Annotated in this window: 5 protein-coding genes; 4 read left to right on the forward strand and 1 reads right to left on the reverse strand. The window is 69.2% G+C overall.

Annotated features, from left to right (window positions below):
• Positions 1-13 precede the first annotated feature (13 nt).
• Positions 14-3,550: a DNA polymerase III subunit alpha gene (gene dnaE, locus ACFWFI_RS37835; protein ID WP_387399539.1), complete on the reverse strand. Its 3,537-nt coding sequence runs from the start codon at positions 3,548-3,550 to the stop codon at positions 14-16.
• A 169-nt stretch (positions 3,551-3,719) separates the two neighbouring features.
• Between dnaE and ACFWFI_RS37840 the strand changes: the two genes are divergently transcribed.
• The 4 genes from ACFWFI_RS37840 (at position 3,720) to ACFWFI_RS37855 (ending at position 8,534) form a co-directional block, all read left to right on the forward strand.
• The gene (locus ACFWFI_RS37840) at positions 3,720-5,045 is read left to right on the forward strand and encodes a DUF2252 domain-containing protein (protein WP_387399541.1); all 1,326 of its coding nucleotides are present in this window, start codon (positions 3,720-3,722) and stop codon (positions 5,043-5,045) included.
• 83 nt (positions 5,046-5,128) lie between these two features.
• Entirely contained in the window at positions 5,129-5,854 is a 726-nt protein-coding gene (locus ACFWFI_RS37845; protein ID WP_387399544.1) for a hypothetical protein, read from the forward strand.
• 50 nt (positions 5,855-5,904) lie between these two features.
• The gene (locus tag ACFWFI_RS37850; RefSeq protein ID WP_387399546.1) at positions 5,905-6,720 is read left to right on the forward strand and encodes a thioredoxin domain-containing protein; all 816 of its coding nucleotides are present in this window, start codon (positions 5,905-5,907) and stop codon (positions 6,718-6,720) included.
• Between the two features lie 149 nt (positions 6,721-6,869).
• Positions 6,870-8,534, forward strand: coding sequence for an alkaline phosphatase D family protein (locus ACFWFI_RS37855; RefSeq protein WP_387399549.1), 1,665 nt, complete (start codon positions 6,870-6,872; stop codon positions 8,532-8,534).
• The last annotated feature ends 70 nt before the right edge of the window (positions 8,535-8,604 follow it).

Consider the following 8,604-nt stretch of genomic DNA (forward strand, 5'->3'; position numbering starts at 1 on the left):
GGGTGCGGGCGGGTCAGCCGGCCAGGCAGGACGGGCCGAGCAGCACCTTCAGGTCGCCGAAGAGGGCGGGGTCCGGCTTGACGCGGTGCCGGTCGAGCCGGAGCACGGTGGTCTTGCGGGGGCCCTGGAGCCTGATGCGCACCTCGGTGTCGCCCCGGTGGTTGCTGAGGACCTCGCCGAGCCGGCTGACCATGGGCGGGGTGACCCTGACCGTGGGGATGGTCAGGATGACGGGCGCGTTGGACCCGGCGTTGGAGATGTCGGGGACCTGCATCTCCATGGCGACCAGGCGCGGCACGTCCTCGCGCTTGTCGAGGCGGCCCTTGACGAAGACGACGGTGTCCTCGACGAGCTGGGTGGAGACCAGCTGGTAGGTGGCGGGGAAGAACATGCACTCGATGGCGCCCGCGAGGTCCTCCACGGTCGCGATGGCCCAGGCGTTGCCCTGCTTGGTCATCTTGCGCTGGAGGCCGGAGATGATGCCGCCCACGGTGACGATCGCGCCGTCGGAGTGCTCACCGCTGGTGAGCTGCGAGATCGCCGCGTCCGACTTGTCGGACAGGACGTGCTCCAGTCCGAAGAGCGGGTGGTCGGAGACGTACAGGCCGAGCATCTCGCGCTCCTGCGCGAGCAGGTAGGACTTCTCCCACTCGATGTCGGAGAACTCCACGTCGAGCCCGAAGCCCGGCTCGTCGCTGTCCGCCTCGCCGCCGCCGAAGAGGTCGAACTGCCCTTCGGCCTCCTTGCGCTTGACCTGCACCACGTTGTCGATCATCGGCTCGTGGTGGGCGACGAGTCCCTTGCGGGTGTGGCCCATCTCGTCGAAGGCGCCGGCCTTGATGAGCGATTCGACGGTGCGCTTGTTGCAGACGACCGCCTCGACCTTGTCCAGGAAGTCGGGGAACGTGGAGTACTTCCCCTTCGCCTTGCGGCACCTGATGATCGAGTCGACGACGTTCTGTCCGACGTTGCGGATGGCGGTCAGCCCGAAGAGGATCACGTCGTCACCCTGGGCGGCGAAGTTCGACTCGGACTCGTTGACGTTCGGCGGGAGCACCTTGATGCCCATGCGCCGGCACTCGTTGAGATAGACCGCGGACTTGTCCTTGTCGTCCTTGACGGAGGTCAGCAGGGCCGCCATGTACTCGGCCGGGTAGTTCGCCTTGAGGTAGGCGGTCCAGTAGGTGACCAGGCCGTACGCGGAGGAGTGCGCCTTGTTGAAGGCGTATCCGGCGAAGGGGACCAGGACGTCCCAGAGCGCCTTGATCGCCGCGTCGGAGAAGCCGTTCTTCTTGGCGCCCGCCTCGAAGAGGACGAAGTTCTTCGCCAGCTCGTCGGCCTTCTTCTTGCCCATCACACGGCGCAGGATGTCGGCCTCGCCGAGCGAGTACCCGGCGACGATCTGGGCGGCCTTCTGGACCTGCTCCTGGTAGACGATCAAGCCGTAGGTGAGGCCGAGGACCTCCTTGAGGGGCTCCTCCAGCTCCGGGTGGATCGGGGTGATCTCCTGGCGGCCGTTCTTGCGCTCGGCGTAGTTCGTGTGCGAGTTCATTCCCATCGGGCCCGGCCGGTAGAGGGCCGAGACGGCGGAAATGTCCTCGAAGTTGTCGGGCTGCATCTGGCGCAGCAGCGAACGCATGGGGCCGCCGTCGAACTGGAACACCCCGAGCGTGTCACCGCGGCACAGCAGCTCGTACGTCTTGGGGTCGTCCAGCGGCAGGGAGAGCATCTCCAGGTCGACGCCCTTGTTGGCCTTCACCATCTTGATGGCGTCGTCCATGATCGTCAGGTTGCGCAGGCCGAGGAAGTCCATCTTCAGCAGGCCGAGCGACTCGCACTGGGGGTAGTCCCACTGCGTGATGGTGACGCCGTCGGTGTGCCTCACCCAGACCGGGGCGTGGTCGACGATGGGCTCGCTGGACATGATCACGCCGGCGGCGTGCACGCCCATCTGCCGGACGAGGCCTTCGACGCCCTTCGCGGTGTCGATGACCTTCTGGACGTCCGGCTCGTTCTCGTACATCCCCCGGATCTCGCCCGCCTCGCTGTAGCGCGGGTGCTTGGGGTCGGTGATGCCGCTGAGGTCGATGCCCTTGCCGAGGACGTCGGCGGGCATGGCCTTGGTGAGGCGGTCGCCCATCGCGTACGGGTAGCCCAGGACGCGCGCGGAGTCCTTGATCGCGTTCTTGGCCTTGATCTTGCCGTAGGTGCCGATCATGGCGACCTTGTCGGCGCCGTACTTCTCGGTCACGTACCGGATCACCTCGACGCGCCTGCGCTCGTCGAAGTCGATGTCGACATCGGGCATGGAGACGCGCTCGGGGTTGAGGAAGCGCTCGAAGATCAGTCCGTGGGTGATCGGGTCGAGGTCGGTGATGCCCATGGCGTACGCGACGATCGAGCCGGCGGCGGAACCACGGCCGGGGCCCACCGCGATGCCGTTGTTCTTGGCCCACATGATGAAGTCGGCGACGACGAGGAAGTACCCGGGGAACCCCATCTGGATGATGATGTCCATCTCGTACTCGGCCTGCTTCTGCCGGTCCTCGGGGACACCTCCGGGGTAGCGGCGGTCCATGCCGACCCGGACCTCCTCCTGGAACCAGGTGATCTCGGTGAAGCCCTCCGGGATGTCGAACTTCGGCATCAGGTCGCGCTTCTCGAACATGCCGGTGGTGTCGATCTGCTGCGCGACCAGGAGGGTGTTGGCGCAGCCCTCCTGCCAGGCGTCGGAGGAGTCGACGCCGTACATCTCGTCCGTCGTCTTGAGGTAGTAGCCCGTGCCGTCGAAGCGGAAGCGGTCGGGGTCGGAGAGGTTCTTGCCCGTCTGGATGCAGAGCAGGGCGTCGTGCGCGGTCGCCTCGTTGGCGTAGGTGTAGTGCGAGTCGTTCGTCACGAGCGGCGGGATGTTCAGCTTCCGGCCGATCTCCAGGAGCCCGTCGCGGACCCGGCGCTCGATCTCGATGCCGTGGTCCATCAGCTCCAGGAAGTACCTGCCCTCGCCGAAGATGTCCTTGTAGTCGGAGGCCGCCTGGACGGCCTCGTCGAACTGCCCGAGCCGCAGCCGGGTCTGCACCTCGCCGGAGGGGCACCCGGTGGAGGCGATGAGGCCCTCGGACCACCGGGAGATGGTCTCCCTGTCCATGCGCGGCCACTTCTGCAGCCAGCCCTCGGCGTACGCGTCCGAGGAGAGCTTGAAGAGGTTGTGCAGTCCGGTGCTGTTGGCCGCCCAGATCGTCTTGTGGGTGTAACCACCGGAACCCGAGACGTCGTCCCGCTTCTGGTGCGGCTGGCCCCACTGGATCTTCCGCTTGTGCTTGCGCGACTCGGGGGCGACGTACGCCTCGATCCCGATGATCGGCGTCACCCCGGCCTTCTGGGCCGAGTGGAAGAAGTCGTACGCCCCGTGGAGGTTGCCGTGGTCGGTCATCGCGATGTGCGACATGCCCATGTCGTTGCACGCCTCGAACATGTCCTTGAGCCGCGCGGCACCGTCCAGCAGCGAGTACTGGGTGTGGACGTGCAGGTGCGTGAATGGCGGCTTGCTCACGGCGCTGTGCCTCCGGGAAAACTGGCGGTGACGGCTTGGGGGGACAGCGTGGAAGTCTACGTCGCCGAGGTGACGGACGGCGGGCACTCCGGGGTACGGTCGCGCGTTGGAAGAGCGGGGACGCCCGTCCCATTTGTCATGAACGCCATGTACCAGGAGGCACCCAGCGATGTCGGACACGCAGACCGGCGCAGAGCAGCGCGGGGAGCAGATTCTCGCCGTTTTCGACACCGCGTTCGGGCAGCTCCTGGCCGCCGACCCCGCAGCTTTCCGGGTGAAGTTCCGCAAGATGGCGGGCTCGGCCTTCGCGTTCTACCGGGGCTCGGCCGGTCTGTTCTACGCCGATCTGGACCGCGAGCAGAACACCGGCGCCTACCTGGACGAGCGCACGAGCAGGGTGTGGATCCACGGCGATCTGCACGCCGAGAATTTCGGCACGTACATGGACGCCAACGGCCGGCTCGTGTTCAACGTCAACGACTTCGACGAGGCCTATGTGGGCCCCTTCACATGGGACCTCAAGCGCTTCGCCGCCTCCGTCGCCCTGATCGGTTACGCGAAGGCGCTCGGCGACGACCAGATCACCGAGCTCGTCCGGGTCTACGCCGCCGCCTACCGGGAGCGGATCCACGCCCTGGCGACGGGCGCCAAGAACGACGAGGTGCCGCCCTTCACCCTGGACACCGCCGAGGGCCCGCTGCTCGGCGCGCTGCGCGACGCCCGCGCGCTGACCCGGTTCGGGCTGCTGGACTCGATGACGGAGATCCGGGACTTCGAGCGCCGGTTCACCGCCGACGGCGGCGCGATCGACCTGGACGCGGCGACGCGCTACAAGGTGCTCGCGGCGTTCGACGGCTATCTGGAGACGCTGCCGGAGTCGAGCCTCACGCGGCCCGATTCCTACCGGGTGAAGGACGTCGTCGGCCGCCGGGGCATCGGCATCGGGTCGGCCGGCCTGCCCTCGTACAACATCCTCCTGGAGGGCAACAGCGACGCCCTGGAGAACGATGTGGTGATCTACCTCAAGCAGGCGCAGACCCCGGCGGTGTCGCGGCACATCACCGACGCCGCCGTGCGGGACTACTTCCAGCACGAGGGACACCGCACGGTGATCTCGCAGCGCGCGCTCCAGGCCCACGCCGACCCGTGGCTGGGCTGGACCGAGCTGGACGGGTCCGGTCAGCTGGTCGCCGAGGTCTCTCCGTACGCGGTCGACCTGGACTGGTCCGACATCGACGAGCCGGAGGAGATCGCTGCGGTGGTCGCCGATCTCGGCCGGGCCACGGCCACGATGCACTCGGCGGCGGACGACGAGAGCGGGCACTCGCTGGTGCCGTTCTCCACGGAGCGCGCGATCGACGCGGCCATCGCGGCGGACGAGGAGGGCTTCGCCGATCTGCTGGTCGACTTCGCGCACGGCTACGGCGCCCGTGCCCGCGCCGACCACCAGATCTTCGTCGACCTCTTCCGCAACGGCCGCATCCCGGGCCTGTAGGACCTCCGGTGCGGGGGCCCGTTCCCGGGCCCCCGCAGGTCCTTAGGGCTCGCTTACAGGAACGCATGACACACTCTCCGGCGATGGACGTATCAGGGACGCAGATCAGAGCGGTACGCGCGGCGCTGTTCACCGCGCTCGTCGTCACGCTCTCGTCCGCGTCCCATGTGCTGCTCTCCCGGGTCCCCCTGCCGATGACCGCCGTCGCGCTGCTGGCCGGGGCGGTCTTCGCCGTGGCGTTCGCGCTGGCGGGCCGGGAGCGCGGCTTCGGGGCCATCGCCGGGCTGCTGGTCCCGCTCGAACTGGCCGCCGACACGGTTTTCACCACCGGCCAGCACCTCTGTTACGGGGCGGCGGGCGGCCCGATCGCGGGCCCGCTGCGCTCCGTGGGCGTCGATGTGCTCTGCGGCGGCGAGGCCGGGCGCGGTGCGGACGGACTCTCCGGTGTGGCATCCGTCGGCACACCGCTGGCCGGGGTGACCGGCAACGGCGATCACGCCGCTGCCCTGCTCGCCTCGCCGGGACCCGCCGTCCCCTGGCTGCTGCTGGCCGCGCACGTGACGGTGGGCCTGCTGGCCGCACTCTGGCTGCGGCGCGGCGAGTCGGCGCTCGCGGGACTGCTGCGCGCGGCGGCCGCTGTCGCGTTCCGGCCGCTGCTCACCGCGGTCGCAGTGACCGGCACGGCCCGGCGCCGCGTGGGGCCCGGTGCCAGGCGCGCCGGGCGTCCGCACCCGCTCGCCCCTGCCCGCTTCCTGGTGCACTCCGTGGGACGGAGGGGCCCGCCGCTCTCGGCCTTCATCCCCGCCTGAGTACGCGGCAAGACCCCTTCGAGCCACCCCTTTTTCTACGGAGCACCCTCATGAGCAGTCGCAACAGCCAGGCCAACAAGTCCGCCGCCCGTGAGCGGCTGCGCGTGGAGCGCGAGCGCCAGGCCAAGAAGGACAAGGCACGCAAGCAGATCGTCGTCGGCGTCTCGGTCGTGGCCGTGCTGGCGATCGCCGGCGGTATCAGCTACGGCGTGATGCAGCTGAACAAGCCCTCCGCCTGGGAGGCCGCGGCGGACGCGAAGAACGTCACCGCCCCCAAGAACACCTCGGGCGACGACGGCACGACCGTCGTGATCGGCGAGTCGAGCGCCAAGAAGACCCTGGAGCTGTACGAGGACTCCCGCTGCCCGATCTGCGCCACGTTCGAGCAGACGGTCGGCGAGACCGTGGCCAAGGACGTCGACGCCGGCAAGTACAAGATCAAGTACGTCGGTGCGACCTTCATCGACAACTCGGACAGCGGCGAGGGCTCGAAGAACGCCCTGAGCGCGCTGGGCGCTGCGCTCGATGTGAGCCCCGACGCCTTCCTGGAGTACAAGACCGCGCTGTACTCCGCGAAGTTCCACCCCGAGGAGACGAACGACAAGTTCGCCAAGGACAGCTACCTGATCGAGGTGGCGGACTCGGTGGACGCGCTGAAGGGCAACAAGGCGTTCCAGAAGAACGTCGAGGACGGCACCTACGACGCCTGGGCGATCAAGATGTCCAAGACGTTCGACAAGAGCGGGGTCCAGGGCACGCCGACCCTGAAGATGGACGGCAAGACGCTCACCGCCGAGGGCAGCGAGAACGCGCCCATGACGGTGGCCGACTTCAACACGGCGATCACCAAGGCGCTGAAGGGCTGATCCGCGGCTGCGGACCCACGGCCCGACAGGAGGACCCGCGGCCGGGCGGGTACTCCGGGCGTAACTCCAGGCGTCATCCGGCCAACAGGCGGGCGAACTTCCTTTGTTCGCCCGCCTGTTCGCTCTACCCGCCAGTAGGGTGATCGCCCGTGACCAGACGACAACTCTCCGCCGCACCCAGCCGCCGCACGGTCGTCAAGGCCGCCGCGGCCACCGCGGTCGCCGGCCCCGTGCTCGCCGCCACCGCCGCTCGCGCCGCCGACGGCCCCGCCTTCCTGCACGGCGTGGCCTCCGGCGACCCGCTGCCCGACGGCGTACTCCTGTGGACCCGTGTCACCCCCGCCCCGGACTCCGTGCCGGGCTCGGGCCTCGGCGCCGATACGCCGGTGGTCTGGGAGATCGCCGAGGACAAGGCCTTCTCCCGGATCGTGGCCCGGGGCACGGCCGTCTCGCGGGCCGGCTCCGACCACACCGTCAAGGCCGATGTCCGGGGGCTGCGCCCGGCGACGACGTACTGGTTCCGCTTCTCGGCGGCGAGCGGCCGGGCGGAGGGCGGGCAGGGTGTCCTCTCCCCCGTCGGCCGCACCCGCACGGCGCCCGCCTCCGGGGCCGCCGTTCCCGGGGTCCGCTTCGGCGTGGTGTCGTGCGCCAACTGGGAGGCCGGCTGGTTCTCCCCGTACCGCCATCTCGCGGCCCGCGCAGACCTGGACGCCGTCCTGCACCTGGGCGACTACATCTACGAGTACGCGTCGGGCAGTTATCCGACCCAGGACACCGTCGTCCGCCCGCACGCCCCGCTCCACGAGATCCTCACCCTCGCCGACTACCGCCTGCGGCACGCCACGTACAAGACGGACACCGACCTCCAGGCGCTGCACGCCGCCCATCCGGTGATCGCGATCTGGGACGACCACGAGTTCGCCAACGACGCCTGGTCGGGGGGCGCCGAGAACCACACCCCCGGCACGGAGGGCCCGTGGGCCGCCCGGGTGGCCGCCGCGAAGCAGGCGTACTTCGAGTGGATGCCGGTCCGCGCCTCCACCGAGGGCACCGTCTACCGGCGTCTGAGCTTCGGCGATCTGGCCGAGCTGCACCTGCTCGACCTGCGCAGCTTCCGCTCCGAGCAGGCGTCGATCGGCAATGGCGCGGTCGACGACCCGGAGCGCACGGTCACGGGGCGGGCGCAGCTGGACTGGCTGAAGGCCGGGCTGACCGCGTCGGGTGCCCGCTGGAAGCTGGTCGGCACCTCGGTGATGATCTCTCCGGTCGCCTTCGGGGCGTTGCCCGCGCATCTGCTGGCGCCGCTCGCGGAGCTGCTGGGGCTGCCCGCGGAAGGACTGGCGGTCAATGTCGACCAGTGGGACGGCTACACGGACGACCGCAAGGAGCTGATCTCCCATCTGCGGGACCATGCCGTCACCGACACGGTCTTCCTGACCGGGGACATCCACATGGCATGGGCCAACGACGTCCCCGTGAAGGCGGCGACGTATCCGCTGTCCGCTTCGGCGGCCACCGAGTTCGTGGTGACGTCGGTCACCTCGGACAACCTGGACGACATCCTGAGGGTCGCCCCCGGGACCGTCTCGGTGGTCGCGGCGACCGCGGTCAGGGCCGCGAACCGCCATGTGAAGTGGGTCGACATGGACTCGCACGGCTACGGCGTCCTCGACGTGACGGCCGAACGCTCGCAGATGGACTACTACGTGGTCTCCGACAAGACGAGCAGGGAGGCGACGGCGTCCTGGGTCCGCTCGTACCGCACGCGCAGCGGCACCCAGAAGGTCGAGAGGGCCGACGCCCCGGTGCGCTGACGTGTGCTGATCCTCACGGGTCACGCTCCGAGGCGCGTACGGGCGGCGCGGAGGGCCGCGCACCACCAGG

It is taken from the genome of Streptomyces sp. NPDC060209 (genome assembly GCF_042728155.1).
GTDB lineage: Bacteria > Actinomycetota > Actinomycetes > Streptomycetales > Streptomycetaceae > Streptomyces.